The organism is Sphingomonas sp. G-3-2-10 (assembly GCF_012927115.1).
Taxonomy (GTDB): Bacteria; Pseudomonadota; Alphaproteobacteria; order Sphingomonadales; family Sphingomonadaceae; genus Sphingomonas.
The window spans coordinates 450661-476833 of the sequence record NZ_JABBFY010000001.1 but is presented as its reverse complement, the minus strand read 5'-3'; the positions used below and the strand labels follow the sequence as shown (position 1 = coordinate 476833).

At 66.0% G+C, this 26173-nt stretch carries 29 protein-coding genes and 2 other RNA genes; 9 read left to right on the top strand and 22 right to left on the bottom strand.

The window, feature by feature from the left end; translation table 11 throughout:
* Positions 1–20 precede the first annotated feature (20 nt).
* A complete protein-coding gene (locus HHL13_RS02435) occupies positions 21–2108 on the top strand; it encodes a beta-propeller domain-containing protein (protein ID WP_169554175.1) in 2088 nt (695 codons plus the stop codon).
* 61 nt (positions 2109–2169) lie between these two features.
* Here the strand turns inward: HHL13_RS02435 and HHL13_RS02430 are convergent, their stop codons facing one another.
* The 4 genes from HHL13_RS02430 to HHL13_RS02415 form a co-directional block, all read right to left on the bottom strand.
* Entirely contained in the window at positions 2170–2601 is a 432-nt protein-coding gene (locus HHL13_RS02430) for a hypothetical protein (protein WP_169554174.1), read from the bottom strand.
* 262 nt (positions 2602–2863) lie between these two features.
* Complete coding sequence (locus HHL13_RS02425) at positions 2864–3286, bottom strand: hypothetical protein (RefSeq protein ID WP_169554173.1); 423 nt, start codon at positions 3284–3286, stop codon at positions 2864–2866.
* A gap of 149 nt (positions 3287–3435) precedes the next feature.
* Positions 3436–3729 (bottom strand): (2Fe-2S) ferredoxin domain-containing protein, encoded by a 294-nt coding sequence (locus HHL13_RS02420; RefSeq protein WP_240953598.1) that lies wholly within the window; start codon positions 3727–3729, stop codon positions 3436–3438.
* On the bottom strand, positions 3726–4262 hold the full coding sequence (locus HHL13_RS02415) for a J domain-containing protein (protein WP_169554172.1): 537 nt from the start codon (positions 4260–4262) through the stop codon (positions 3726–3728). The genes HHL13_RS02420 and HHL13_RS02415 overlap by 4 nt, the downstream gene beginning before the upstream one ends.
* A 302-nt stretch (positions 4263–4564) precedes the next feature.
* Here HHL13_RS02415 and HHL13_RS02410 point away from each other — a divergent pair, with 302 nt between their 5' ends.
* Both HHL13_RS02410 and HHL13_RS02405 read left to right on the top strand, forming a co-directional pair.
* On the top strand, positions 4565–6157 hold the full coding sequence (locus HHL13_RS02410) for a SulP family inorganic anion transporter (protein WP_169556728.1): 1593 nt from the start codon (positions 4565–4567) through the stop codon (positions 6155–6157).
* Positions 6154–6792 carry a carbonic anhydrase gene (locus HHL13_RS02405; protein ID WP_169554171.1) on the top strand — a complete coding sequence of 213 codons (639 nt, stop codon included), beginning with the start codon at positions 6154–6156 and terminating at the stop codon, positions 6790–6792. Before HHL13_RS02410 ends, HHL13_RS02405 begins: the two co-directional genes overlap by 4 nt.
* A gap of 48 nt (positions 6793–6840) precedes the next feature.
* Here HHL13_RS02405 and pip read toward each other — a convergent pair whose 3' ends face one another.
* The 10 genes from pip to HHL13_RS02355 all read right to left on the bottom strand — a co-directional run bounded on the left by pip (position 6841) and on the right by HHL13_RS02355 (position 15491).
* Positions 6841–7797 (bottom strand): prolyl aminopeptidase, encoded by a 957-nt coding sequence (gene pip / locus HHL13_RS02400; protein ID WP_169554170.1) that lies wholly within the window; start codon positions 7795–7797, stop codon positions 6841–6843.
* 38 nt (positions 7798–7835) lie between these two features.
* Positions 7836–8206, bottom strand: an RNA gene (gene rnpB / locus HHL13_RS02395) — RNase P RNA component class A.
* Positions 8207–8229: 23 nt separating this feature from the next.
* Positions 8230–8832 (bottom strand): DUF2306 domain-containing protein, encoded by a 603-nt coding sequence (locus tag HHL13_RS02390; RefSeq protein WP_169554169.1) that lies wholly within the window; start codon positions 8830–8832, stop codon positions 8230–8232.
* Positions 8829–9527 (bottom strand): N-acetylmuramoyl-L-alanine amidase, encoded by a 699-nt coding sequence (locus HHL13_RS02385; RefSeq protein ID WP_169554168.1) that lies wholly within the window; start codon positions 9525–9527, stop codon positions 8829–8831. The genes HHL13_RS02390 and HHL13_RS02385 overlap by 4 nt, the downstream gene beginning before the upstream one ends.
* A gap of 84 nt (positions 9528–9611) precedes the next feature.
* On the bottom strand, positions 9612–10478 hold the full coding sequence (locus HHL13_RS02380; RefSeq protein WP_240953597.1) for a protein-glutamate O-methyltransferase CheR: 867 nt from the start codon (positions 10476–10478) through the stop codon (positions 9612–9614).
* The gene (cheB, locus tag HHL13_RS02375; RefSeq protein ID WP_346775462.1) at positions 10475–11542 is read right to left on the bottom strand and encodes a chemotaxis-specific protein-glutamate methyltransferase CheB; all 1068 of its coding nucleotides are present in this window, start codon (positions 11540–11542) and stop codon (positions 10475–10477) included. Before cheB ends, HHL13_RS02380 begins: the two co-directional genes overlap by 4 nt.
* Before the next feature lie 22 nt (positions 11543–11564).
* Positions 11565–11930 carry a response regulator gene (locus HHL13_RS02370; RefSeq protein ID WP_169554167.1) on the bottom strand — a complete coding sequence of 122 codons (366 nt, stop codon included), beginning with the start codon at positions 11928–11930 and terminating at the stop codon, positions 11565–11567.
* A gap of 86 nt (positions 11931–12016) precedes the next feature.
* Complete coding sequence (locus HHL13_RS02365; protein ID WP_169554166.1) at positions 12017–12448, bottom strand: chemotaxis protein CheW; 432 nt, start codon at positions 12446–12448, stop codon at positions 12017–12019.
* On the bottom strand, positions 12448–14766 hold the full coding sequence (locus HHL13_RS02360) for a chemotaxis protein CheW (RefSeq protein WP_169554165.1): 2319 nt from the start codon (positions 14764–14766) through the stop codon (positions 12448–12450). Before HHL13_RS02360 ends, HHL13_RS02365 begins: the two co-directional genes overlap by 1 nt.
* An 80-nt stretch (positions 14767–14846) precedes the next feature.
* Complete coding sequence (locus tag HHL13_RS02355; protein ID WP_169554164.1) at positions 14847–15491, bottom strand: histidine phosphotransferase family protein; 645 nt, start codon at positions 15489–15491, stop codon at positions 14847–14849.
* Between the two features lie 145 nt (positions 15492–15636).
* Here HHL13_RS02355 and HHL13_RS02350 point away from each other — a divergent pair, with 145 nt between their 5' ends.
* Positions 15637–16359, top strand: coding sequence for an energy transducer TonB (locus tag HHL13_RS02350; RefSeq protein ID WP_169554163.1), 723 nt, complete (start codon positions 15637–15639; stop codon positions 16357–16359).
* Here HHL13_RS02350 and HHL13_RS02345 read toward each other — a convergent pair.
* The 3 genes from HHL13_RS02345 to HHL13_RS02335 form a co-directional block, all read right to left on the bottom strand.
* A complete protein-coding gene (locus HHL13_RS02345) occupies positions 16356–17645 on the bottom strand; it encodes a tetratricopeptide repeat protein (RefSeq protein WP_169554162.1) in 1290 nt (429 codons plus the stop codon). The genes HHL13_RS02350 and HHL13_RS02345 overlap by 4 nt on opposite strands.
* Before the next feature lie 23 nt (positions 17646–17668).
* Complete coding sequence (locus HHL13_RS02340) at positions 17669–18955, bottom strand: tetratricopeptide repeat protein (RefSeq protein ID WP_169554161.1); 1287 nt, start codon at positions 18953–18955, stop codon at positions 17669–17671.
* Positions 18956–19087: 132 nt separating this feature from the next.
* On the bottom strand, positions 19088–19492 hold the full coding sequence (locus HHL13_RS02335; RefSeq protein WP_169556725.1) for a M67 family metallopeptidase: 405 nt from the start codon (positions 19490–19492) through the stop codon (positions 19088–19090).
* A gap of 19 nt (positions 19493–19511) precedes the next feature.
* Between HHL13_RS02335 and HHL13_RS02330 the strand changes: the two genes are divergently transcribed.
* The 4 genes from HHL13_RS02330 (at position 19512) to mtgA (ending at position 23151) form a co-directional block, all read left to right on the top strand.
* Positions 19512–20465 carry an RluA family pseudouridine synthase gene (locus HHL13_RS02330; RefSeq protein ID WP_169554160.1) on the top strand — a complete coding sequence of 318 codons (954 nt, stop codon included), beginning with the start codon at positions 19512–19514 and terminating at the stop codon, positions 20463–20465.
* Positions 20466–20534: 69 nt separating this feature from the next.
* A complete protein-coding gene (gene rpoH, locus HHL13_RS02325) occupies positions 20535–21437 on the top strand; it encodes an RNA polymerase sigma factor RpoH (protein WP_169554159.1) in 903 nt (300 codons plus the stop codon).
* Positions 21438–21480: 43 nt separating this feature from the next.
* A complete protein-coding gene (locus HHL13_RS02320; RefSeq protein WP_169554158.1) occupies positions 21481–22110 on the top strand; it encodes a zinc ribbon domain-containing protein in 630 nt (209 codons plus the stop codon).
* Between the two features lie 333 nt (positions 22111–22443).
* A complete protein-coding gene (gene mtgA / locus HHL13_RS22430; protein WP_346775578.1) occupies positions 22444–23151 on the top strand; it encodes a monofunctional biosynthetic peptidoglycan transglycosylase in 708 nt (235 codons plus the stop codon).
* 6 nt (positions 23152–23157) lie between these two features.
* Here mtgA and HHL13_RS02310 read toward each other — a convergent pair whose 3' ends face one another.
* The 3 genes from HHL13_RS02310 to HHL13_RS02300 form a co-directional block, all read right to left on the bottom strand.
* Positions 23158–23478, bottom strand: a complete 321-nt coding sequence (locus HHL13_RS02310; protein WP_206376822.1) for a hypothetical protein — start codon at positions 23476–23478, stop codon at positions 23158–23160.
* 64 nt (positions 23479–23542) lie between these two features.
* Complete coding sequence (locus HHL13_RS02305; RefSeq protein WP_169554156.1) at positions 23543–23866, bottom strand: YbaB/EbfC family nucleoid-associated protein; 324 nt, start codon at positions 23864–23866, stop codon at positions 23543–23545.
* Position 23867: 1 nt separating this feature from the next.
* The gene (locus tag HHL13_RS02300; RefSeq protein WP_169554155.1) at positions 23868–25490 is read right to left on the bottom strand and encodes a DNA polymerase III subunit gamma/tau; all 1623 of its coding nucleotides are present in this window, start codon (positions 25488–25490) and stop codon (positions 23868–23870) included.
* A 31-nt stretch (positions 25491–25521) separates the two neighbouring features.
* On the opposite strand from HHL13_RS02300, the gene HHL13_RS22705 reads away from it, so the two are divergent.
* Positions 25522–25647, top strand: a complete 126-nt coding sequence (locus tag HHL13_RS22705) for a hypothetical protein (protein WP_277346984.1) — start codon at positions 25522–25524, stop codon at positions 25645–25647.
* Between the two features lie 12 nt (positions 25648–25659).
* Here the strand turns inward: HHL13_RS22705 and ffs are convergent.
* Positions 25660–25757: signal recognition particle sRNA small type (gene ffs / locus HHL13_RS02295), an RNA gene on the bottom strand.
* Between the two features lie 80 nt (positions 25758–25837).
* On the bottom strand, positions 25838–26137 hold the full coding sequence (locus HHL13_RS02290) for a hypothetical protein (protein ID WP_169554154.1): 300 nt from the start codon (positions 26135–26137) through the stop codon (positions 25838–25840).
* Between the last annotated feature and the right edge of the window lie 36 nt (positions 26138–26173).

Here is a 26173-nt window from a genome sequence, read left to right as displayed (position 1 = left end):
GCGGCGAGGAGGGGAACGCCATGTCGAGACCGTGGATGCTGCTGCTGGCAACTGCGCTGGCCCTGCCGCTGGCCGCTCACGCCCAGACCCCCGATCCAGAGACCCGGCCGCTGCCGCGCAGCCTGACCAGCCCGACACTCGAACGCTTCTCCAGCGAGGGCGAGTTGCGCGCCTATCTCCGCCGCGTCCGCGCCGAAGCGAAGAAGCGCGGCGCGTGGTGGGCGGGCCGCAGCGGCCCCGTGCTGGTCGCGCAGTTGCAGGACCCGCAGGATCCCCCCTGCCCGACCCCCGAAGATTGCCCCAAGGGTGAGGGCGAGAGTATCCTCGTCACCGGATCGCGCGCCGCGCCGCCGGCCAGCATCACCAATGTGCAGGAAGCCGGGGTCGACGAAGGCGATATCGTCAAGCAGATCGGCCCGTTCCTGCTGGTGCTGCAGGACGGGCGCATCTTCGCGATCGATACGCGCGGCAGGGACGGGCTGGCGCTGGTCGATCGGGTCAACGTCTATCGCGACAAGGATTCGGGCGCCTGGTACGACGAGATGCTGGTGCAGGACGATCACGTCATCGTCACCGCCTATTCCTATGAGGAAGACGCGACCGAAGTCTCGGTCTTCAGCCTGAGCAAGGAAGGCAAGCTCGCCTCCGAGGGCGTCTTCCTGATGAGCTCGAACGACTATTACGATACCGAGAATTACGCGACGCGCCTCGTCGGGGATCAGCTGGTCGTCTATGCCCCGCTCGATCTCACCGATTTCGATCCGGATTCGAAGTTCGAATGGCCGGTGGTGCGCCGCTGGCTGCCCGAAGCGGAGCGGGAGAAGGGCGAAGCGCGGGGCGTGCCGCTGTTCGATGCGCGATCGATCTACAAGCCCATCCAAGAGACGATCCAGCCGACCGTCCACACCATCTCGACCTGCCCGATCGGCGCGATCCGGCCCGGCCGCGACATGCGCTGCCGCACCACTGCGGTGATCGGCCCGGGCGACCGGCAATTCTATGTGACGCCCACCGACGCCTGGCTGTGGGTCGGCCCCGCCAATGACGAATATGATCCCTCTCGCTGGGACCCGGATTGCGACGAGTGGGGCCGGCGCGGGCCTGCCGACGCTCATCCCGCCGCGCTGTTCCGGATGCCGCTGTCGGGCGACGAACCGACCGCGCTGCGCACCAAGGGGATGCCGTTCGACCAATTCTCGTTCGATGCCCGCGACGGACGGTTTCGCGCGCTGCTCGGCTGGGTGCCGATCGTGTGCGGTGGCAAGTCGAGCGAGGAGTATCCGACGCCCAGCCTGCACCTGATGGACGTACCCCTATCGGCACTCGACTGGCGCCCCTATGAGGCGCCGGCGCGGGCCTATACGCTCCTGCCCTCGCCCGGCGCGCGGATGGTTGAAAACCGCTTCACCGACACACAACTGGTCTATGCCGGCCGCACCGGATGGGGCCATAGCCGACCCTATGATGCCGACGACGATGACTTCAAGCCGCTGAGCACGACCGCAGTGGCCGTGCCGCTGCGCGATCCGCGCGCGGCGAAAAGCCTGTCCGTGCCGCACAGCGTCGTCCGCCTCGAGCGGATCGGCGAGGATGCGGTGATGACCGGCTATACCGACGGCGCGGGCCTGAAGATCAGTGTGCTCGACCTGTCCGGCGAGCAGCCCAGGCTCGGCGCGCCCACCTTCCTTCGCAACCGGTTCGAAAGCGAAGGGCGCAGCCACGCGTTCAACAGCATGATCGCGCCGGCCGGCGACGGACTGTTCGGGCTGCCGACCGTCGTGCGGGAAGACGACGATACGACCTGGTACTGGCGCAGCGCGCCATCCGACATCAGCTTCTTCGCCATCGATCGCGCTCGCGAGGTCACCCGGCTGGGCGAACTGAAGGCCTCCCCGCGCGATTCCGCGGTCGACCCGGATTATGAGTGCGAAGTCTCGTGCATCGACTGGTACGGCAATTCGCGTCCGATCTTCACCGGCGGACGGGTTTTCGCGCTGTCCGGCACCGAACTGGTCGAAGGAAAGGTCGAGGGCGCGCGCATCGTCGAGATCCGCCGGCTCAACCTGTCGAAGCCGCTGGCGAAGCCCGCCACGGAAACCAGGCCCTGAACGACGAAGCGCGCCGCAGCCGGAGCCGCGACGCGCTTCCTGTCGTTTCAGGGCGCTGAAGTTACTTCTTGAACGCCTTGGCACCGAACGCGCAGGGAGCCGACGAGCAGCCCTTCATCACCACGCGCGCGGTGTAGGTGCCGGGAGCGGTCGCGCCGACGATCGGGAAATCGTCATCCTCGACGTCGGAATCGACCAGCTTGCCGCTGGCGTCGGTCAGGTAGATGTCGAGATTGCTGCAATCGGTGTCGCAGACGCCGACGATGCTGAATTCCGATCCGCCCTTCAGCGCGACCTGGAAGCTCTGCTCCGCGCCCTGCTTCATCTCGCCGCGGGTTTCCCAGCCGGTGGGCGAATAGCCCTTGCCGCCATAGATTTCGGTCGCCTTGTCGAACAGCATCTGGACGATGTCGTTCTGCGTCGCGGCAGTCACGGCGGCGGTGGGGAGCAGCACGGCGGCGGCTGCGGCGGCGGCATAAGCGAGCTTGATCATTTTACACCCTCCCGATGAATTCGGACTCGTTTCGCACCCTGTCTTCGGGAATGCACCTCCCCAGTCAAGCCGAGGCGCCGGTTTCCGGGCGAATCACAGCATATTACGGCTCGGGAGAGCGTTGCCACCGGTCTCCGTCACCGTCGGTCGGCGGGAAAAGCGCCCTCCCGTCCGCCAGGGCGATGCCGGACGAATCGAAAAGGCCCTGCGCTCCGGGTGGAACGCAGGGCCTTTCGTCACCGGTAAAGCCGACGGCTGATGCTTACTGCTTGAACGCCTTGGCGCCGAAGCCGCAGGGCGCGGCGGTGCAGCTCTTCATCTCGATGCGGGCGGTGTACGTGCCCGGAGCCGAAGCGGCGACGATCGGGAAATCGTCATCCTCGACGTCGGAATCGACCAGCTTGCCCGACGAGTCGGTCAGATAGATGTTCAGATCCTTGCAGTCGCCGTCGCAGACGCCGACGATGCTGAACTGCGAACCACCGTTGAAGGTGACCTGCACGCTCTTCGAAGCGCCGTTGCCCAGCTCACCGCGGGTTTCCCAGCCGGTCGGGTTGAAACCCTTGGTGCCGTAGATTTCGGTGGCCTTGTCGAACAGCTGCTGGATCAGGTCCGCCTGAGCGGCGGCGACCGGCGCAGCGATGGTGAGGCCGATGGCGGCGGCGGCATACGCAAACTTCTTCATAAACTTACCCTCCCGGATAGAACGCGATAACACGTTCATGGATGCGCAATTGCAGTCCGGCTGTACACCCCCATTTGGGTGTAAATCCGGGACACTCCCGCAGCGATTTCGCTGTGAGGGCAAGCGCTTCCTGCCGATACTGGCCTGAATTAGAGCTTAAGTGCGGCGGCAACCTCGTTCAGATCGGCGCCGGCGGGCACCAGCAGCCAGTCGCGGCTCTCCGCGCCATTGACCACCGTCACCGCGCCCTTTGGACAGACGCCGAGGCAGCGGACCTCGACGATTCCCGCTGCGGCCTTACGGCCCTTCTTCAATTTCAGGTGCTTGCGCAGCGCCTTTGCCAGCGGCGCCTTGCCCTTGCGGCCGAACCCGCCATCCAGCTTCCGCGAGCATTTGGCGCAGACCAGCAACGCGCTCGACCAGTTGGCGGGCAGATGCCTCAATCGGGCTTCCAGGTCCGCCGCTCCTCCGCGGCCTTGAGCACTTCATAAGCCGCCTGGATCGCCTGGAAACGCTTCGCGGCATCGGCATCGTTCGGCTTCACATCGGGATGGTTCGATTTTGCCATCCGCCGCCACGCCAGCCGCACTGCTTCGAAATCGGCATCGACTTCGAGTTCGAGCACTTCCAGTGCGCGCATCTCGTCGCGCGAGCGGCTGCCGTCGCCAGGCCCCGCCCAGCCATTATGCTTCGATTCCGCGAACCCGCCGGCATCGCGCCGCTCATTCGCCTCGCGCTCGGCGGCTTCCTCGGCGGTCAGCCCTTCGAAATAGTTCCAGTTGCGGTTGTACTCGGCCGCATGCGCCTCGCAGAAATACCAGCGTTCGGGGCTGTTGGGCGATTTGGGCGCGGGCCGGTCGCCCGGTTCCTCGCATCCGTGGCGGTCGCACAGGCGTACCTGCACGGCTTCGCGCTCTGCGCCATAGCTGCGCCAGCGGGGAAAGCCCCAGTCGGAAGATCGGGTGGAACGCGCCATAACCGCCCGCAAATAGGCAGCAAGCCGGCGTAACGCCAGCCTCTCCTTCGCTACGCCGCTCAAGAATGGCGCATCCACGCATCCGGCCGGATTCGACACGACCGCACCGCAGCAGCATTATTGCTAATGCGACGCAACACTAGAAACAAATATCTGCAAATCGGGACATTTTTCTCTCATTTCATCGGCGTGAACGCACGATCCATCGCCACGCTGGTGCGCGGCAGTATTTGTGCAATGCAGTAGAGATATCGCCTTCCTGTCACGGCTCGCTGGGGGCGGCAGCCGTGAAAACAATAAAAATGGAGAACTGCGTGCCACGAACACCCCAATCCTCCGCCACGTGGCGGCAGGATGTCCCTGCGTCGATCGTCGTCGCGCTGGTAGCGCTACCGCTTTGCCTCGGCGTCGCCCTCGCCTCAGGCGCACCGCTCATGTCCGGTCTGATTGCGGGCATCGTCGGCGGCATCGTCGTCGGCGCGCTCAGCAAGTCGCCGCTCTCGGTCAGCGGCCCCGCCGCCGGCCTCACCGTGATCGTGCTCGCCGCGATCCAGAGCCTGCCTTCGTTCGAGGCCTTTCTCCTCGCCGTCGTGCTTGCGGGCACGATGCAGCTCGTCTTCGGCCTTACCAAGACCGGCATCCTCAGCGAATTCATCCCCAGCTCGGTCATCACCGGGATGCTCGCGGCGATCGGCCTGATCCTGATCCTCAAGCAGGTCCCGCACGCGATCGGCTATGACGGGGATTACGAAGGCAGCTTCGCTTTCCTCCAGCCCGACGGGCGCAACACCTTCTCCACCCTGTGGTACGTGCTGCAGGAGAAGATGGTGTGGGGCGCGGCGATCATCGCAGCCGTGTCGATCGCTTTCCTGTTCTGGTGGGACAAGGCCCGCCCGAGCGAAGGCCCGCTGCGCTTCGTGCCCGGCCCGCTCGTGGTCGTCGTGTTCGGCGTCGTCGCCAACTCGATCTTCGCCAATGCCGCGCCGCAGTTTCAGATCAACCCCAGCCATCTGGTGCAGGTGCCGGTCGTCGAAGGCTTCGGCGGCGTCATCGGGCTGCTCGCCTTCCCCGACTTCGGCCAGATCGGCAATCCGGTCGTGTGGACCACCGCGGTCACCCTCGCGCTCGTCGCCAGCCTCGAATCGCTGCTCAGCGTCAAGGCGGTCGATCAGCTCGATCCCCAGCGCCGCACCACCGACAAGAACCGCGAACTGTTTGCGCAGGGCAGCGGCAACCTGGTCTCCGGCCTGATCGGCGGCCTGCCGGTCACTTCGGTGATCGTCCGCAGCTCGGCCAACGTCGATTCCAACGCGGCCAGCAAGAAGTCGACGATCCTGCACGGCCTGTGGCTGCTGCTCAGCCTGTTGCTGATCCCCACCGTGCTGAACCTGATCCCGCTGGCTTCGCTCGCGGCGGTCCTGATCGCGACCGGCTACAAGCTGACCAAGCCGGACCTGTTCCGCAAGAAGTTCGCTCAGGGCTGGAGCCAGTTCGTGCCGTTCACCGTCACGGTCGGCGCGATCCTGGTCACCGATCTGCTCACGGGCATCTTCATCGGCCTGGGCGTCGGCTTCGCGTTCGTGATCGCACGCAACTTCCGCCCGGCGATCAGCTATGTCTGCGAAGGCCGGGATTGCCTCGTCCGCGCACGGCGCAACCTGTACTTCATGCACAAGGTTGAGCTGCAAACCGTGCTCGATCGCGTGCCCGACGGCACCGACGTGCTGATCGATCTGTCCAGCACCGAGTTCGTCGACATCGACAATATCGACATCATCAATGATTTCATCCGCGCCGCCGAGTATCGCGACATCAAGGTCGTGGTCCGAGGCGATCTCGCGGAGCGTACCGCGCCGCGCATCCGTGCGCCGCGCCAGGAGGTCGTTTACGCATGAAGGATTATCGCCAGCTGCTGCTCGCCAATCGCGCCTGGGCAGACGAACACACCGCCGAACGCGCCGATTTCTTCGAGCGTCAGGTTCAGGGCCAGAAGCCGCAATTCCTGTGGATCGGCTGTTCCGACAGCCGCGTCGCGCCCGAACAGATGACCATGACGCCCCCGGGCGGCATGTTCATCCACCGCAACGTCGCCAATCTGGTGCATGAGGACGACGTCAACCTGCTCTCGGTCGTGCAATATGCGGTCACCGTGCTGAAGGTGCGCCACGTCATCATCTGCGGCCATTATGGCTGTGGCGGCGTGCGCGCGGCGCTGGACGGTGGCACCAGCGGACCGGTCCATGACTGGCTGGAAAATGCCCGCACGGTGTATTGCGACCATGCCCATGAAGTGGACGCGATGGGCGACGCCGATGCCCGCGCGAACCGCCTTGTCGAGCTGAACGTGCGCGACCAGCTGGTCCGCCTCGCCCAGCTCGAAACGATCCGCCAGGCTTTTGCCGAGGGGCAGGAACTCTTCCTCCACGGCTGGGTGTACGACATGCGCGACGGTCTGATCAAACCCCTGATGGAGATCGACCGCGAAACCGTGCTCGAGGAAGTCGGCCGGCCGGAACGCGTGCTGGTCTGATATCCGCGCGGCCGGGCGGGGGGAATCCCCTGCCCGCCCGGCACGCGATCACGCCTCGCTTTTACCTGCGTAGCGATCCGTCGCGCGGATCAGTTGGTCGAGAATGCCCGGCTCCGAGAATGCGTGCCCCGCGCCGTCGATCAGGTGGAAGTCCGTCTCGGGCCACGCCTTGTGCAGCTCCCAAGCGTACCGCGCCGGGCACGGCATGTCGTAGCGGCCGTGAACGATCGTCCCGGGGATCGCGCGCAGGCGCTGGGCGTCTCGCAGCAACTGGCCCGGCTCCAGCCAGCAATTGTTGACGAAATAATGCGCCTCGATCCGGGCGAAAGCGAGCGCGAAATGGCCGTCGTCATGCTGCGCCGACATCGCCGGATCGGGCAGCAGGGTGATGATCTCGCCTTCGAAGATGCTCCACTCGCGTGCGGCGGCGACCTGATCCTCCAGCGAGCCGGTGGTCAGGCGGCGGTGATAGGCGGTCAGCATGTCGCCCCGCTCCGCCTCCGGGATCGGCGCGACGAAGCGCTCATATTTCTCCGGGAACAGCTCCGACACCCCGAACTGGTAGAACCAGTCCAGCTCGGGCTTGGTGCACATATAGATGCCGCGCAGCACCAGCTCGGTCACCCGCTCGACATGCGTCTCGGCATAGGCGAGCGCGAGGGTCGAGCCCCATGAGCCGCCGAACACCAGCCATTGCTCGACCCCGGCCAGCTCGCGAAGCCGTTCGATATCGGCGACCAGGTGCCAAGTCGTGTTTGCCTCCAGCCCGGCATGCGGCGTCGATCGGCCGCAGCCGCGCTGGTCGAACAGCATGACGTCGTACAGCGCGGGATCGAACAGCCGCCGGTGCGTCGGCGAAATGCCGCCGCCGGGGCCGCCATGCAGGAACACTGCGGGCTTGGCGCCGGGCGTGCCGCAGCGCTCGTAATAGATGACATGCCCATCGCTGACATCGAGCATGCCGGTCTCATAGGGTTCGATTTCGGGGTAGAGCGTTCTGAACATCCCTCCTCCTCCGCCATTTCGGACGGGAGGGAAAGGAAAATGCCAGAGGGTCTGTAAGCCGGGTTCTGTCCACCCTCGAAAGGGATAGGCGACCATTCCTCTAGGCGACGGATCGCTCCGCCGCTCAAGCAACCAACCCGGACGACGGGCCGGAACGAGGCCCATATGCCGTCCCTATTCGGTTTTGCTCCCGGTGGGGTTTGCCGTGCCGCTTCCGTTGCCGGTCGCGCGGTGCGCTTTTACCGCACCCTTTCACCCTTACCCTTAGTCCTTACGGACCAGTGGGCGGTCTGCTCTCTGTGGCACTTTCCCTAAGGTCACCCTCGCCGGGCATTACCCGGCACCGTCGTTCCGTGGAGCCCGGACTTTCCTCGCGTGCTTGCACACCCGCGGCCGCCCGACCCTCTGGCAAGGCGCGCGATACAGCGAGGATCACCGCTTGGCAAACACCCGCCGCGCGGCGGGCCACCAGCTGAGATATGCTTCTGCCGCCAGCAGCGGCAGGACGAGGCTCAGCCAGCCGCGCGTGGCGTAGCGAAGCTCGGGCCAGTCGAGCCAGCCGAACAACACCGCCTCCCCCGCCTGAAGCAGATGGAGCAACACGAACGAAGTGGCGATGGCGAAGCTGCGGATGGTGAACTGGCGATGCGCAGTCCAGTCGCGCTTGCGCGCCGCGAGCCACGCCAGCGCGGAAAAGCCGATCCACAACAGCCCGAACATCACCAAAGGCAATTCGGTCCCCTGCGCTTCCATCGTCAGCCCCAGCGCGACCGCCATCACGCCCGCGACCAGCGACAGACCCAGATACACCCGCCCCAGCCAGCGATGCACCGCCGGCCGGGCGCCGCGGATACCCGCCATGAACTGAATCGGCGCGATCAGCAGCACAGGCGCTGCGGCCGCGACATGTCCGCCATACCAGAGCCAGCGCGCAGCGGGCATCTCGCGCTCCGCCGCAGCCGAAATATCCAGGCAGAGATACCAGCCCGCCGCCCCGGCCAGCCCGGTCAGCGCGAGCGCAAGGGCTCGGTTCAATCGTCGCCCTGCGGCTGGGGCAGCAGCAAGGCGAGCAGCAGGCAGCAGCATTCGCGGTCGATCTCGCCGTCGATCATCTCGGGGCGGAAGCGGCGCTGGAAGGCGGTCACCGCAGCGGGCGCGTCGTCGATGTCGTAGCCGAAGCGCTGGAGCGCCAGCATGAAGCCCGCATCGCTCCAGCCGGGATCGACCAGATTGCGGGTCGGCCTGGGCAGCGCCAGCCGCAGCCGCGCCAGCGCGTGCCAGTTGAACAGCTCGCCCGGATCCTCCTTGCGGGCCGGGGCGACGTCCGAATGGCCCACCACATTGCCGCGCGTGATGCCGTACCGCTCCTTGATCTCGGCCACGAGCGGGATCAGCGATCCCATCTGCGCGGGCGGGAATTCGCGATAGCCATGTTCGTGGCCCGGATTGACCAGTTCGATACCGATCGACGCCGAATTGACGTTGGGAATGTCGCGCCAGTGCGATTTGCCCGCGTGCCAGGCGCGCTTGTCCTCCGCCACCAGCCGGTGGATCGTTCCGTCCTCGTCGATCAGGTAATGGGCGGAGACTTCGGCCAGCGGATCGCACAGCCGCGCCAGCGCTTCCTCCGCGCTGCGCATGCCGGTGTAGTGCAGCACGATCATGCTGATCTCGGCGTCGCGCGCGTTGAAATTGGGCGACGGGGTTTCGACGATGTCCAGGCCGCTCATGGCACAATGACTAGCGCAATCGCTGCCCCAGTCTAGGGTCTGGTTCGTCGCTGTGCCGTGGCTCAGCGCAGCGTCACAAGGACTCTAGCCCGCGCGGCGCAACGGCTCCGCCTTGGGCTGGGCCGGATGATAGAAGCCGCGGAAGCGGTCGCTCGGCACGAACTGATCGGTCTGGCCGATCACCGTCTCGCCCGCGCCCAGCACCAGCATCCCGCCGGGCCGCACCGCGGCGAACAGCGTGTCGAACACCTGCTTGCGCAGCGCGCCCGAGAAATAGAGCATGACGTTGCGGCACAGCACGATATCGAACTTGCCCGGCGGCGGCGGATCGCCGGCAAGGTTCTGCTGGCGGAACTGCACCTTGCGGACCAGATCCGGGTTGGCGGTCCATTCGCTGCCGTTTCCGTCGAACCAGCTCATCATGCGGCGTACCGAAAGCCCGCGCTGGATCTCGAACTGCGAGAATTTGCCCGCCTTCGCCCGTGCCAATGCGCTCGGCGAGATATCGGTCGCGACGATTTCCGGCTGGGTGCCGGGATTGCTGACGCTGCGCTCCTCGAACAGCATGGCAAGGCTCAGCGGCTCCTGCCCCGTCGAGCAGCCCGCCGACCAGATGCGGAGGCGCTTGTGCGGCGTCTCGGCCTGCAGCTCGCGCGCGGCATCGGCGACCATGTCGAGCACCGCTGCGTCGCGGAAGAAACTGGTTTCCTGATTGAGCAGGGCATCGACCACCATGTCGGAAAGTTCCCCCGTCCGCGTCGCTATCAGCTGGGTCACCAGCTCGTCGAGCGTATGCAGTCCGCGCTCTCTCAGCAGCGGCTTCAGCGCCGTCTCGATCCGCCATGCGCGATTGGCGGCGATCTGCTGGCCCGTGCGCTGTTCGAGCAGCGCGGCGATCATGTTGTTGGCCGCCGAGGACGAAGCCGGCGACGGCGTGTGCGGCGTGATCATGACGGCCGCCGGCGGCTGGCGACCAGCCGTCCGATCTCGTCGGGCGGCAGCACCGCGCTGGCGCGTCCGGCCGAAGCCACCGCGCCCGGCATCCCCCACACGACCGAGCTTTCACGGTCCTGCACCACGATCTTCGCCCCGGCGTCCACCAGATTGCGTGCGCCTTCGCACCCGTCACGGCCCATGCCGGAAAGGACGATGGCCAGCGCCCGGCTGCCGAACACATCGGCGATCGATTCGAACATCGGATCGACCGAGGGCATACAGCCGCTCGACGACTTCTCATGGGTCAGGCGGATCGCCGCCCCTTCGCTCATCCGCACGACGCGCATATGCGCTTCGCCCGGCGCGACGATGATCCGGCCCGGCCGGATGCGCATGCAATCGGTCGCGACTTCGCACGGCCGGCTGCCCAGCACCGCAAGCTGCGCCGCGAAATAGCTCATGAACGACGGCGGCAGATGCTGCGTCACGAGGATCGGCACGTGGAAACTCGCGGGGATCGCGCGCAGCAACTGGCTCAGCGCGTGGATGCCGCCGGTCGATGCGCCGATCGCCACGATGTCATAATCGTCGGGCACCGCGATCCGCGACGGCGGTGGGGCCGCGAGCGGCGCTTCGGCATGGGTTTCGACCAGCCGGCCCAGCTTTTCCTCGAGCACTTCGGCAAAGCGGCCGCCGAACGCGCCGACACCCGGCTTCACCAGCGTATCCGCCGCGCCCAGCGCCAGCGCCTGCACGGTAGAGGCAGCGCCTTCGTCCGCCGAAGAGGAGACGACCAGCACCTTCGCCCCGCGTCCCGCGACCAGCAGGTCGGGCAGCGCGGTAAGGCCGTCGATGCCCGGCATCTCGATGTCGAGCAGGATGATCTCGACTTCCTGGTTCTTCAGATACTGGAGCGCGGCATGCGCATCGCTCACCGCGCCCGCCACCATGAAGCGGCGCGTACCGTCGATCATCCGGCCCAGCACCGATCGCGCGACGACCGAATCGTCCACGATCAGCACGCGCGCGGGAATGCTCGCCCGCACGGCCGGATTGGCGATGTTCAGCTGATACGCCACGCGTGGCTCCCGCGCCCGAAGTTCAGGCGACGCCGACGATCTGCAGCTTGCTCTCGAGCGTCTCTCGATCGAACGGTTTCATCACATATTCGTCCGCACCCGCTTCGATTGCGGCGCGGATATAGGCCATGCCGTTCTCGGTGGTGCAGAACACGACCTTGGGCTTCTGCTGAATGCCCGAATCCTTGAGCGCGCGCAGGAAATCCATGCCGCTCATCACCGGCATGTTCCAGTCGAGCAGCACCACGTCGGGTACTGCCGCCATGCAGCTGTCGAGGGCTTCGCGGCCGTCACCGGCCTCGCGCACTTCGAAGTCCAGCGTCTCGAGGATGTGCCGGGCCACCTTGCGGATAACCTTCGAGTCGTCGACGACGAGGCAAGTCTTCATAAAACCCATTTCCCTGTTGGGGGCGATCCCGCGAGCACCTTGCCCGAAATCCGTAAGCGCGCCGTTAATTGCGCAAAATCTAGGTATTATTCCGCGGCGACGGCATGTCCGGGTACCAGCGACGCCAGGTCCACCACCAGGATCGGCTCGCCATCGCGCTCCACGATCCCGCGGCCCACATGACGCCATGCGTTGCCCAGCGCGACGCCGCTGGCCAGCGGCAGCGGATCGAACGGCGCGACATCGTCGAGCGCATCGACCAGCAGCGCGTAATGATGCCCGTCGATCAGCGTGATCACCGCGCGGCGCGCTTCGCTGCCATGCGAATCGAGCCCCAGCGCCGACTGCGTGTCGACCACCGTCACCACCCGGCTTCGCAGCGCAGCGAGACCGCGGACATGATCGGCGGCGCGGGGAATGGCAGTGACCTCACCGATATCGACCACCGATTCGACCTGATCGGAATCGATCGCGACCGTGCGCCCAGCGATCTGCGCGATGAGATAGAGATGCGACATCAGCGGCTTCCTACCTTGGCTTCCAACGCGGAGAGCAGGCCCGCGCGATCGTAACGATAGATGCTGTCGTCGCCGGGCTTGGCCGCCTTGCGGCGGCGCAGGCGCACCACCGGCGCAAGCGCGCCCTGCACCGCGACATCGTCGCTGGAAAGCACCACCGACGCGCTTTCGCCCGGCGCCAGCTCGGTCTTCACGCGATAGCCCGCGCCTTCGAGGATCGGCCGAACGAACGATGCCATCCAGCCATCGGCATCGCCGCTCAGCAGGCACAGCGGACCCGTTTCTTCCTCGGCTTCGTCTTCGCCATATTCGCCGAACACCCAATAGGCGTCGAGCAGTTCGACTTGTTCGCCATCGAGCAGCACCACGCCCGCGACCACGCCGGGCTCGCGCGCCGGAGCCAGTTCCTCGGGCAGCACGACGATGTCGAGCGCTTCGTGGATGGCGTAGGCGACTTCGCTCTCGCCATCCTTCAGGCGCAGCACGCTCACCTTGCCCGCGTCGAATTCTGCCTGCGCGACCAGCGGCAGGATGCGGCCCTCGATCGCCAGCCGCTGACGGCCGGCGGAATGGAGGATCGCCGAAGTATCGACCTGTTCGACGCGATCGACGATGCCCAGCGCGACCGCGCGGCGCGCGCCGTCGAGATCGCGGAACAGCAACGCCGGCGTGCCCGGCACTTCGGCCTCGACTTCGGCTTCGTCATAATCGCGGCTGGCGTCACGGCTGAAATCGAGCTTCGCGGCGCTGGCCATGCCTGCGCAGTCGAGCATCAGCATCGGCAGGCCGCTGTCGGGCAGCGTCTGCCCGGCATAAAGGCCGGTCGACATCACCGCGGGCGACGCCGGCTTGATCACCAGTTCCTCATTGTCGAGCACGGTGTCGACACTCAGCGCATAGCTGCCGTCGCTGACGCTGACGATTGCCAGCATCTGTCCGCCACCCAGCATGTCCGGTTCCGCGCGTTCGATCCCCAGCAAATTCGCCAGATCGACCAGCGGGATGCGGCGGTCGCGCACGGTCGCGACCTGCGATCCGCCGATCATGTCGATCCGGATCGCGTCGCCGCGCTCGGTCACGATCTCCTCGATCGCCTGACGCGGCATGGCGAAGCGCTGCTTGCCCACGCCGACTACGATCGCCGAGATGATCGACAGCGTCAGCGGCACATGGATCGCGATGCGCAGGCCCTTGCCCGGCACGCTGTCCAGCTCGACGCGCCCGCCGATCTGCTCGATCGATGCGCGGACCACGTCCATGCCGACGCCGCGGCCCGAAACCTCGGTGACTTCGTCCTTGCTCGACAGGCCCGGCTCGAACACCAGCGCCAGCTTGGCCTTGTCCGACAAAGCCTGCAGTTCGCGCTCGCTGCGCGGGCCGGTGGCGGAAAGCTTGCGGATCAGGCGTTCGGTATCGATCCCGCGCCCGTCATCGACGATCTCGATGATGATCTGGTTGCCCGACTGGCGGGCGGAAACGATCAGGCGGCCATTCTCGCGCTTGCCGGACATGCGGCGCTCGGCGGGATGCTCGATGCCGTGATCGATCGAATTGCGGACGATATGGACCAGCGGGTCGCGCATCACTTCGATCATCTCGCGATCGAGCTCGACGTCCGAACCCTCGATGTGCAGCGTCACCGACTTGCCCAGCCCCGCCGCCGTATCGCGCACCATGCGCGGCAAGGCGGAGAACAGGGCGTCGATCTTCTGCATCCGCGTCCGCGTCACGGTGTCGCGCATTTCGCCCACGGTCAGCGACAGGCGTTCGAGCGCGGCTTCCACGGCAGGATCGATATCCCCACCACGCAGCCGCCGCGCGAGTTCGTTGCGCGCCAGCACCATGTCCGACATGCCGGACATCATCCGGTCGAGCAGTTCGACGTTCAGCCGCACGCTGCGCGACGCCGCGCGCTGGATGCCGGGAACGGCAGCCTGAACGACTTCCTCGGCCCCTTCGGCCAGCGCCGCGACCAGCAGCTCGTCGCCGCTATCGTCGAGCGACGTGCCCGAATCGATTGCCTCGACCAGTTCACCGATGCGATCGACGATCGCCAGCACGGCATTGACCAGTGCCCGGTCCGGCACCCGCTCGCCCGCGCGCACCTGCGCCAGCACATCTTCGGCCGCATGGCTGAGACGTCCCAGCCGCGGCAGATCGAGAAAGCCGCAGCTCCCCTTCACCGTGTGCACGAAGCGGAAAATCGCATCGAGCCGGCCCTTGTCGTCCGGGCTCGATTCCCACGCGACGATCTCGCCCGATAGCGCCTCGAGCGTTTCGCGTGTCTCCGCGATGAATTCTTGCAGCAGGTCGTCCATGGTGCCCCAGGCAAATTTGCGTGGGTACTTTGGACGTTAGAGGGTTAATTCGAGGTTAGTGCGGGGATAGGTTTCGCCCCTCACCCCACCCGGAACGACGCCCCGAACAGCAGCACTTCGGCATCCGGCGGGCTTACCTGCAGCGCGCCGCCGCCCTGGGTCACCAGCGCATGGACCAGATAGGCCGCCGCCGCGCGCGGGGTGATCGGCACGTCGTCCTTTCCGCCGGCCAGCGCGCTGCGCAGTTCGGGGTCCAGCACGATGCGCGGGCCGTCCGCGCGGACCACGATCTCGATATTGCCGGTCACCAGTTCGGCGCCGATGTCGAGCTGGCCGCCGCGGATCAGCGCGTCGCCCGCGATCAGCGCGAGATTGAGCAGCACCTTGATCGCCTGTTTCGCCAGCACCGGCTCGTCGACCATCCAGCCGATCTGGATGCGGTGATTGTCGCCGAACAGTCCCTCGATCGCCGCCTGCGCCTCGCGCGTGTCCACGGTCTCGCCGAAACCGCCCGCCGCGCCGAACGCCAGGCGGAAGAATTTCAGCTTGTTGGCGGATGCCCGCGCGCTTTCGTTGAGCAGTTCGAGGCAGCGCTGGCGCATCTCGGGATCATGCTCGTCGGCCAGCAGTTCCAGCCCGTTGTTGAGCGCCCCCACGGGGCTCAGCAGGTCATGGCAAAGCCGCGAACAGAGCAGGCTGGCAAAGTCGGTCGGGGTGATGTTCAAGGACGGCGCTCCAGCGTTTCCGTCTCTTTGAAGCAGCATGGGGCAAGCCGCAACCCGCATGGTCGAAAGCGGCGATTGTACGGTCCGTCGCCCAGCGATATCCTGACCGGCGCGGCGACCCGCCGCCCGGGGGAATTCAGGGCTCATGTTCTCGTTCGTCGCCGCATCCGCGCTGGCCGCGCTCACGCCCTTGCCGGTTCAGGACGCGCCGCCGCCGGCTACGGCGCAGGAAGCCCCTTCCCCGGCTATGGCCGCGGCGAACGCCAATCGCGCGAAGGTGAAGACTCGCCCCAGCTTCAAGGACGGCCCTTCCGCCGATCTGCCCGCGGCGTCGCGCGCCATCGGCGAGCATGGCAAGGTCGAGATCACCGGGATCATAGGCGTCGATGGCCGGGTCACCGAGACCAGGATCACCCAGAGCAGCCGGTCGCCCACGCTCGACCGGATCGCGCTCGAAGCGGTTGCCGGATCGTCGTACGAGCCCGCGAAGGATGCGGAGGGCAATCCGATCGCGATCCCGGCGAAGATTCCGTTCGACTTCGGCAATCTCCGCACTCCCGGCAAGGGTGGCGGCATCCTGCGCTACAGCTGCGCGCAGTTCGTCCTCGATCAGGACTGGTGGAAAGCGACCTGGGGCGAGGATGCGCGCGGCGACGAATTCTTCCATATGTCGCTCGGCATCGCGATGCTGTCGCGGCCGGGCGGCCTGACGGGTATGTCCGGCAAGGATCTCACCGCGGCCGTGGCAGATTTCGGCAAACGCTTTGACGACGCGCTCGGCAAGTGCCGGAAATCGCCGGAGAAGATGGTGATCGACGTGTTCAAGCCTTATGGCGACGTGATGCGCCGCCTCGCCAGCCAGGGTTAGCGGCAGCCCCAGCCCGCATTGCAATAGCTGCTCCGCGTATTCTCGCGGGCGTTCCGGTAGATTTCGCTCTCGCTGATCCGCGGCGTCGGCGTGTAGCTGCTCGACGAGGAGGAGCTTGACGACGAGGACGGCGTCCAGCTCCACGAACTGCTCGATCCGCCATAGGAAGGCGAAATCCGCGCGCTTTGCCTCGCGGCCAGATCGCGGCTGCGCTTCTCGGTCCGCACCAGCGCATTCGCCGCCGGAGTCAGCTGCCAGGTCTCGAACGAGACGAAATAAATGTCGTCGATCTCGGCCAGCCGCCCCGCCGATTGCGCCGCGGTCAGCACGCGCGACACCTGCTCGGGGCTGCCCATCACATAGGATGCATGGTTGATCGCCCCGGCATAGTTGCCCGCCGACAGGAAGCGGTCGACTTCGGCCCTGCCCGTCGCCTGCTTGCGGTTCCACTCCGCCCATTGCGCATCGGACTGGGCCTTGTCAGCCAGATAGCCGTCGATATCGCGCTCGGCCTTGCACGCTGTCGGATCCCGATTGATCGCGCAGGCGCGGCCATACCATTTCTTCGCGGTCAGCCAGTCTCGGCGCTCCCCGGCCAGATAGCCCAGGTTCATGCAGCCGCCATGATGGTTCATGTTGCAGCCGAGCTGGGCATAGCGGTCGGCGATCGCCTCGTTCTTGGGATAGCCCCGATTGCCTTGCGCCAGCCATCCGGCGAGCACGCAGGAATCGGCGCGCGCGGCGGTGCAACCCATCTGCGCGAACTGCATCGACTTGCGCACGTCGACGCGGTTCTCGCCCTTCTCGCCGCTGGCCCAGATTTGCGCGAGATAATGGCAGCTGTCGCCTTCGCGCAGCGTGCAGGCGCGCTCGTAATAGGCCATCGCCAGCCGCACATCTGCGGGAACGCCCTGCCCGCTCTCGGTACGGATCGCGGCGGAGAGGCAGCTGTCGCCCAGCCCCGCTTCGCAACCTTTCTTGAACAGCGCGAAGGCGGCGCTCTGGTCGCCCCCGCTCGCGGTGCGCGATGCGGCGATGTAGCAGGCTTCGGCGACCGCGAGATTGCAGGCCCGGCTGAACGCGGCCAGCGCCTTGACCGGGTCCTTCGCCACGCCTCGCCCGGCGCTCAGCGTTTCGCCCAGCGTGAAGCAGGCGACGGCATCCTTCGCGGTGCATTTGCGGTCGAGCGTCGGGTTCCAGGTCGAAGGTGCTGCGGGCTGCGCCACTGCCGGCAGGGCCCAAGCCAGCGCGCCCGCCGCCAGCGCCCGGATCATGTGCTTCAGCATCGCCCGTCTCCCTTTTTGTCCGCTCAGCGGCAGCCCCAGCCCGCGTTGCAATAGGTGGTGCGCGTGTTCTCGCGGGCGTTGCGATAGATGTCGCTCTCGCTGATCCTCGGCGCGGTGTAGGTCGTTCCGCCCGACGAGAGTGACGAAGACGACGGAGCCGACCAGCTCCAAGACGAACCGCCCCCGCCCGAAGGCGCCAGCCGAGCCGCCTGCCGCTGCGCCGCGTCGCGGCGGCGCTTTTCGGATGTCACGATCATCCGCGCTTGCGAACTGATGTTCCACGTCTCGAACGCGACAAAGTAGATGTCGTCGATCTGCGCCAGCCGGCCAGATGAACTCGCCGCCAGCAGGATGCGGGTGACCTGCGGGATGCTGCCCATGTCGTACGCCGCCTTGTACATCGCGCCGTTATAGTCGCCGCTCGCCAGCAACCGGTCGATCTGCGCCGCACCCTCCGCCTGCTTCGCATCCCACCGGGCGCGCTCGCCATTGTCGCGGGCGAGAAACTCGTCGAGCTTGCGCGCTTCCTGACACGCCGAGGCCTGATCGCGTCCGCCGGGCAGCTGGCACGACCGTGCATAGCTGTTGCGCGCTGCGGTCCAGTCCTTGCGCTGGAAGACCATGTAACCAAGGTTGAAGCAGCTATCGGCATGGTCGAGGCTGCAGCCCATCCGGGCATAGCGCTCGCCCGCCGGCTGATCGTAACCGATCCCCATATTCCCGGCATAGAGCCACGCCGCCGTCACGCAGGACGGTCCGTCGCCGATGTTGCAGCCCTTCACCGACCAGTCGAGCGTCTTGCGGCCATCGGTGCGCGTTCCGTTGATCGGCTCGCCGAACGCCCAGATCTGGCTGAGATAGCGGCAGCTCTCGCCGTCGCGCAGCGCGCAGCCGCGTTCGTAGAACATCAGCGCGCGCGGATAATCCTTCGCCCCGCCCCAGCCGGATTCGGTGTAGATGCCGGACGAGAGGCAGGACGAACCCAAGCCCGCTTCGCAACCTTTGACGAACAGAATGCGTGCGCCTGCGGCATCGCCACGCTTTTCGAAATCGGTGCGCGTGGCGGCGATATAGCAGGCCTCGGCAACGCCGAGGTCACAGGCCCGGACGAAAGCGGCAACGGCCTTCACCGGACTGGCCGCCACGCCATTGCCCTTGAGCAGCGATTCACCCAGCGTCCAGCACGCCGCGGCGTCGTTCGCCGCGCATTTATTGCCCAGCGCGGGCGACCAGGTCGATGGCTGCGCCATCGCCGGCACGGCCCACGCCAATATCCCGGCGACTGCGATTCCGATCACCCGCTTCAACATCGATACTCTCCCCTCGGGACCGCGCATCTCTCGATCAGCCGCACGCGCGCCGCATCCTTCAAATGGAGGATAATTCAATCTGTTCGTTTGTGCATCTATCAAGAATGGGCAATCCCCGATTGGGGTGTCCCGTCAGTCGCGGATGCCGATGTCCACCCGTTCGAACCGCCCGTGCAGCCCGCTCTCCCCCGCGCGCCACGCAGCGATCGCGCCGCCAGCCACGATCAGCCACAGCTTCCCGTCGGGCGCGGCCATCGCCGCATCGGTGGCCGATGGCGTCGCGTCGCCGCTGGGGTGCGAATGCCAGTATCCGGCCAGCGCCGGCCCGCCATTCCGTTCGGCCCGCAGCGCGGCGAACAGCGCGCGCGGATCGATCTCAAACCGTATCTCGGGATTTTCCGATACGTTTTCAGTAGCTTGAGAATCGGTGATTTCGTCCGCGTTTCCGAACAGCAATCCGCACGCCTCGCACGGCGCGGCAGCTTGCGATTCCTGCCGTATTATCTCGGCAACGCACCTTGAAATCCAACACCGCATACCCATCTTCATCTACATAATGGACCGGGGGGTTACTACGCACGAAGCACGCATTTCAGACGCCGCCGATGGCTGGCGTCTCGATCGCGCGCTTGCCGATGCGCTGCCGATCCTTTCACGTGAACGCTTGAAGGTACTGATCGCCGCAGGTCAGGTCTCCGGCCCCGAAGGGCTGGTCCGCGACGCGAAGAAGAAGGCGGCGGGCGGCGCACTGTTCAGCGTGACGATCCCCAATCCGGAACCCGCGCACAACGAAGCGCAGGATATCCCTCTCAACATCGTGTTCGAGGACGAACATCTGATCGTCGTCGACAAACCTGCGGGCCTCGTCGTCCATCCGGCGGCGGGCAATCTCGACGGAACGCTGGTCAATGCGCTGCTTCATCATTGCCGCGGCAGCCTGTCGGGCATCGGCGGAGTCGCGCGGCCCGGGATCGTCCACCGGATCGACAAGGATACGTCGGGCCTGATGGTCGCGGCCAAGACCGACCGGACCCATGTCGGCCTGGCCGAACAGTTCAAGGCGCACACGATCGACCGCCGCTACAAGGCGATCGTCGCGGGCCGCCTGACGAGTTCGGAAGGAAGAATCGAGGCCCGGCTCGGCCGCTCCTCGGCAAATCGCAAGAAGATGGCGATCGTCGGGGAGAGCCAGGGGAAGCACGCCATCACGCACTGGCGCAGACTTCACCAGCTTCGGGACGCGGAAATGGTGGAATGCCGGCTCGAGACGGGCCGCACGCATCAGGTCCGCGTTCACATGGCATCCATCGGCCATCCGCTACTCGGCGACCCGGTGTATGGCAGCACCCGCAAGTCGCACCGGCAAGTTTTGGAAACCTTGAATTTCAAACGCCAGGCCTTGCACGCGGCTCGTCTGGGGTTCATCCACCCCGTGAAAAGCCACGCTTTGGCGTTCGAAAGCGAAATCCCTGCAGATATGCAGGAACTGTTCGATAACCTCATCGTATGATTTTCGGCAGACCGATGCCCGCCTATACAGGGGGCAAGGCGGTCGGCCCAGTGAAAGGGAGAAGTGATCATGGCTAGCGGAAGCAACGTCCCGGCGACGATCCCCGCGCTTGGCGGTGAGGCGAGCCTCAACCGCTATCTGGCTGAGATCAAGAAGTTTCCCCTGCTCCAGCCGGAGCAGGAATACATGCTTGCAAAGCGGTTTCAGGAGCATGGCGACCCCGAGGCCGCAGCTCAGCTGGTGACCTCGCATCTGCGCCTCGTGGCGAAGATCGCGATGGGCTATCGCGGCTATGGCCTGCCTGTCTCGGAGCTGATCTCCGAAGGCAATATCGGCCTGATGCAGGGCGTGAAGAAGTTCGAGCCCGATCGGGGCTTCCGCCTGGCGACCTACGCCATGTGGTGGATCCGCGCCTCGATTCAGGAATTCATCCTGCGCAGCTGGTCGCTCGTGAAGATGGGCACCACCGCCGCGCAGAAGAAGCTCTTCTTCAACTTGCGCAGGATGAAGGCCAAGCTCGACGCGTTCGAGGATGGCGACCTGTCCCCCGAGCATCTCGCCAAGATCGCCACCGATCTGGGCGTGACCGAGGAGGAAGTTACCTCGATGAACCGCCGCATGGCGATGGGCGGGGACACCTCGCTCAACGTGCCGATGCGCGAGGATGGCGAGGGTCAGTGGCAGGATTGGCTGCAGGACGACAGCGCCCTGCAGGACGAAGTCGTCGCCGAAGCTCAGGAAGCCGATGTCCGTCACGAGATGCTCGTGTCGGCGATGGACGACCTGAACGAGCGCGAGAAGTACATCCTGACCGAGCGCCGCCTGACCGACGATCCCAAGACCCTCGAGGAACTCTCGCAGGTCTATGGCGTGTCGCGCGAGCGCGTTCGCCAGATCGAGGTCCGCGCCTTCGAAAAGCTCCAGAAGGCGATGATGCGCCTCGCGGGCGAGAAGCGGTTGCTGACCGTCTGATATGGGCATAGCTTCCTCCCGTCAGTGGCGGGAGGGGCAGCCCATGTGGAAGTGGATCCGGATTCCAAAGGGCATCGCGCTGGTCGCGTTCGTCCTGCCCTGGCTCACCGTTTCCTGCTCCGGCACGAAGATCGTCAGCGCTACCGGCTTTGGTATCGCATTCGGCCGCTTCACCTCCGAACTTCCCAATACCGAGCGGACACCCGGCGCGGGTGAGATCAACTATCTGATCCTGCTCGCATTGATCGCCGTGGCCATCGGCCTTGCGATCGCCTTCACACCACAGACCCGGCAAAAGGCCGCGGCGCTGATCGGCACTTCGGTCGGCGCCTTGGTCCTCATCTGGGCAGGCACGCTGAAATACAGCAAGTCCACCATCCTCGCCGAAGCCGCGAAGAAGAATGGCGGCCAGCGCAACGAAATGAGCGACGCCGCGCTGGCGATGATCCAGATCGACTGGCAGTTCGGCTATTGGCTCGCGATCCTCGCCCTGCTGACTGCCGGCGTGATGGCCTGGCTGGCGTTCAGCGGCCGCGGCGCCGAAGTCGAGGAACGCGTGCGCAGCAGGATGTCCGGCGCGCCGTCCGGACCGCTCGTAAACTGCCCGCAATGCGGCAAGGGCCTGCCCGCGGACACGCGTTACTGCCCCGACGACGGCACGCCGCTCATCTAAGCCGCAACGGGACGTGTTAACGCTTAACCCAGGTTGCTCCCCGCGCTCCGGCGCGGCACATGACGTTGCATGAGCGAACCGAACGGCGACGACGAAGACCGCAAGCTGCCCTCCGAGCCGGAAAAGCCGGTTTGGGCGCAACCGGCGATCGAACCGTTCGAACCCGCCGAACCGCCCTTCGAAACCTATGACGAGCCGGGGTTCGATCATGACCCCCTGCCCCCGCAACGGCCTGCGGTGGCCTCGACGATCCAGGTCTCGACGCCACAGGGCTGGCCCCCCGCCGCTGTCCCGACCCCGCTTGGCAAGCCCCCGCTACCCGACATCGAGCCGATCAAACCGCCGCGCAAGCGCCGTGGCTGGGCTGCACGGATCGGCATCTGGGCGGCCAAGGGCATTGGCGGCTTCGTACTCGTTTCGGTGCTGATGGTGGTGATCTTCCGCTTCGTCCCGCCGCCGGTCACCTGGACGATGATCGGCGACATCTTCGCGGGCAATGGCGTGACCAAGGACTGGATGTCGCTCGACGAAATCTCGCCCAACATGGCTCGCGCAGCGATCGCCGCCGAGGATGCGCGCTTCTGTCAGCATGGCGGGTTCGACTATCGCGCCATCGCCGCCGCCGCGGCGCGCAACGCCACCGGCAAGAAGACCATCCGGGGCGGCTCGACGATCAGCCAGCAGACCGCCAAGAACGTCTTCCTGTGGCAGGGCGGCGGCTATTTCCGCAAGGGACTGGAGGCATATTTCACCGTCCTGATCGAAAATATCTGGGGCAAGCGGCGGATCATGGAAGTCTATCTCAACGTCGCGGAGACCGGGATCGGCACCTATGGCGTGAACGCGGGTTCACAGCGCTATTTCAGGCACGATGCCTCGAAACTGACGCCGCGCGAAGCCGCGCAGATCGCTGCGGTCCTGCCGCTGCCAAAGAAACGCGCCGGGATCGACCCGAAAGGCTTCACCAGGCGCTATGGCAATTCGATCACCGCACGGATCGGCGTGGTGCGCGGCGACGGGCTCGACGCCTGCCTCAAATAGCCGCGGCTATTCCTTCTTCTTCTCGGTCCCGCCGGTGCTGATCGCGTCGCCGGCCTTTTCGGCGGTGTCGCCCACCTTGTCGGCCGCCCTCTCGACGCCCTTTGCGGCGTCGCTGATCGCATCGGTGCGGATCGCATCGTTCTGGCCCTGATTGAACAGGTAGAATGCGCCGGCCGCCACCGCGATCAGCAGGATCACCGCGATCAGGATGCCCGCGCCGCCGCCACCGCCGCGGCGCTCCACGATCACCGTGCCGCCGCCGCTGTCATGTTCGGTTACGCGTTCGGCGGTCACACCGTCCGAACGCTCGGTCACACGATCCACCATTTATAGTCCTCCTCGATATACTGCCTGCAGCAACCGAGAGGGCCGACCGATGGTTCCACCCGCCTCAGAAGGGCAGCTTGAACCCCGGCGGCAGCGGCAGGCCCGCGGTCATCTTGCCCATCGCTTCCTGCGACGCGGCATCGGCCTTGGCGCGCGCATCGTTGAACGCGGCAGCCAGCAGATCCTCAAGCATGCCCTTTTCGGAAACGTTCATCAGCGAATCGTCGATATCCATGCCGAGGATACGGCCCTTGGCCGAGGCGCGGACCTTGACCAGCCCGCCGCCCGAGACGCCCTCGACCTCGATCGTATCGAGATTGGCCTGCGCCTTGGTCAGCTCGGCCTGGACGTTCTGCGCCATTGCCATGATGTCTTCGAGGCTCTTCATTTCAACTTCCTGTCTTGGTCCAGCCGATCAGCTCGGCATCCGGAAAGGCTTCCAATGCTGCCGCCACCAGTGGCGAGCTCAGCACAGCATTGCGCTCGGCGGCGGCATTCTCCGCCTCGATCTCGCGTAACGTCTTTCCGCTCGTGTCCGATCCGGTGAGCAATTTCCAGTTCTTGCCGGTGGTTTCGCGCATCGCCGCCGAAAGTTCGCGGACGAAATCGATCGGCAGCGGCCGGGTCGACGCGAATTCGACCTCGGTTCCGTCGAAGCGGATCGGGCGGAGCAGGTGGCGGACCTGCTCGGCAAGGCTGTAGCGGTTGTTGGTCTCGAGATGCTGCGCCAGTTCTGCCATGTCACGCGGCATCGCCGGCTCGGCGCTGGCGGCCGCAGCCGGGGACGCGGCGGCGCCCACCGTGATCGCCCCGCTGGCGATCTGTTTCGCCAGTTCGCCCGGATCGGGAAGCTGCGAGGCATGGATCACGCGCAGCAGCGCCATCTCCGCCGCTTCGATCGGCAGCACCGCGCGCGCCACTTCGTCATGGCCGCGCAGGATCAGCTGCCACAGCCGGTGCAGCATCGGGAAGCTCAAGCCCGCCGCCCAGCGCTCCAGAGCCTTCACTTCCTCGGCCGATTGCGCCGGATTGGCCTCGGTGCCCAGCTTGATCAGCGTGGTGGCATGGACCGTCTCCAGCAGCGTGCGAAGCACCGCCTGGGGATCGACGCCCAGATCATATTGCCCGCGCAGCGACGCCAGCGCGGCAGGCGCATCGCCGCTCAGCAACAGCCCGAACAGATCGCGGATCGCGCCGCGATCGGACAGGCCGAGCATCGTGCGCACCACATCGGCGCGAACCTTGTCGCCTTCGATCCCCGCATGCGCGATCGCCTGATCGAGAATCGACAGTCCGTCACGCGCCGATCCTTCGGCAGCACGCGCAACCAGCATCAGCGCCTCGGGCTCGGCCTCGACGCCTTCGGCTTCGCAGACATAGGCGAAATGCGCGGCGAGCTTGTCCGCGCCGATCCGGCGCAGATCGAACCGCTGGCACCGCGACAGCACCGTCACCGGCACCTTGTTCACCTCCGTAGTGGCGAACAGGAATTTCACATGCGCCGGCGGCTCCTCAAGCGTCTTGAGCAGGCCGTTGAACGCGGCCTTGGACAGCATATGGACTTCGTCGATGATGTAGATCTTGTAGCGCGCCGAGACCGCCGAATAGCGCGACGCCTCGATGATCTCGCGGATATCGTCGATGCCGGTATGCGAGGCCGCGTCCATCTCGATCACGTCGATATGGCGCCCCTCGGCGATGGCGCGGCACGGCTCGCACACGCCGCACGGATCGATCGTCGGCCCGCCCTGCCCGTCCGGCCCGATGCAGTTCAGCGCCTTGGCAATCAGCCGCGCCGTCGAGGTCTTGCCCACCCCGCGCACGCCAGTCAGCAGGAACGCATGGGCCAGCCGGTCACGCTTGATCGCATTGCCCAGCGTGGTGACCATCGCATCCTGCCCGATCAGCTCGGAAAAGGTCTGTGGCCGGTATTTGCGCGCAAGGACGCGATATGCCTCCGGCTTGTGCGGCTGGGGCGGTTCGCCAAGATCGAAGGAAGATTCGTCGCTCATCTTGGACCTTTCCTAGCGGCGGAAAAGCCTCGTGTCGAAGCAAGTCGAACAGGTTTCTGGGGAGATCGGGCAGCGCCACGGCAAAGCCGCGTCGTCGGTCGGCGCTTTCCGCGTCGCCAGCCGCGCGCGCTTCGCGGCATCGCTTTGGCTTCGCTAAATCTCGGCAGCGCGCGGTGGGAGCCGGAACGACCCGCGGCGAAATCGTTGTGGCTGCTTCCTTCCGGATCTGACCAAGTTGGCGACGACCACGTCCGCCCGACTCCCGCGGCGCATATGGTGGAAGTGATCCGGCGACGCAAGAGGGGCGGCCCGCAGACCGCCCCTTCATATCATCTCGCCTCAGCGGCTTAGCGCCAATAGCGGACCCGGCGGCAGTCGCGATGGCGATAGCCGTTGCGCCAATAGGTACGGCAGGTGCGCTTCCAATAGCCGCGACGCGCGTGACGGCGCTCGTAGCGGCGGTCGCGCTGGTAGCGGCGCTCGCGATAGTGGCGGCGGTCCTGCTCGATCGCGGTGCCCGCGCTCGACCCGATCATCGTCGACACCATCGTGCTGGTTAGCGGCGCGGTGGCCGGCGTGACCGACGCGCTGGCCGGAACCGTGAAGGCGGCAAGAACCGCGGCGGCGGCAAGGGGAAGGATTTTCATGCGCACTCTCTCCTGACTGACAGGCCATTAACCCCG